Origin of the sequence: Microcoleus sp. B4-D4 (assembly GCF_036705185.1) — a bacterium.
Classification (GTDB): Bacteria; Cyanobacteriota; Cyanobacteriia; order Cyanobacteriales; family Microcoleaceae; genus Microcoleus.
The window spans coordinates 29118-30100 of sequence record NZ_JAUBTX010000059.1 but is presented as its reverse complement, the minus strand read 5'-3'; the positions used below and the strand labels follow the sequence as shown (position 1 = coordinate 30100).

Sequence of the window (983 nt, the reverse complement as noted above, 5' to 3'; positions counted from 1 at the left end):
CGTGGGTTGAAGATTTCATCCAATAATTTCCCATCCCCAAATACCATCTTCCTCCGCAGAGGCGGACATCGTTTGTGTAGCCGCGATTTCCAATCGCCGGGGTCTCAATGTAAATTTCCAATTGACAAAAACCCGGCGGTTCAAACCAGGTTTACACAAACAAAACCCACCTCCGTGGGTTGAAGATTTCATCCAATAATTTCCCATCCCCAAATACCATCTTCCTCCGCAGAGGCGGACATCGTTTGTGCAGACGCGATTTCCAATCGCCGGGGCCTCCGCAATCAACCCGCAATTAATCCGCAACCAACCCCAAATCCATCCGCTAAATCCGCTACAAAATCCGCTGCCAATCTTGCATTCCCCCCACAAACAATGTAAAATATCCCAAACGTGGGTTATCAAAAATGAACGAACAACGCCGTCAAGCCTATCTCACTCTAATCCAATCTCTCCTCAACTCCCCAGAAGACGAACAAATCGCCATCCTGCAAGCCAATCTCGAATTATTAGACGATGGTTTTGCCCAATACTTGCGCGAGTGGGCAACTCAAACTCTCGCAGCAATGGAGTCAGAAGAAGCATACAACTTTGCGGATAATCTCTACAGTTTTAATATTACAATTTCCAGTTTTCCCCTAGGAAGTCGCGCCGCTAATATAGAAATTGCTATTGCTTGTTTAGAAGTAGGATTAATTATTTTTACTCGCGAAGCTTACCCAAAAGATTGGGGATATAATCAAAACAGTCTGGGAATTGCTTACAAAGACAGAATCTGGGAAGACAAAGCCGAGAATATCGAAAAGGCGATCGCCTGTTATGAATTGGCTTTATTAGTTTACACCCGCGCCGCTTTTCCCCAACAATGGGCGATGACTCAAAATAATTTAGCAAATGCTTACAGAAACAGAATCAAGGAAGACAAAGCCGAGAATATCGAAAAGGCGATCGCCTGTTATGAATTGGCTTTATTAGTTTACACC

General features: G+C 44.4%; 1 protein-coding gene. It reads left to right on the top strand.

What is annotated here, in order from left to right:
* Nucleotides 1-407: 407 nt before the first annotated feature.
* Nucleotides 408-983, top strand: a 576-nt coding sequence (locus QUB13_RS27000; protein ID WP_333387295.1) for a tetratricopeptide repeat protein, incomplete at its 3' end; no start/stop codon positions are given.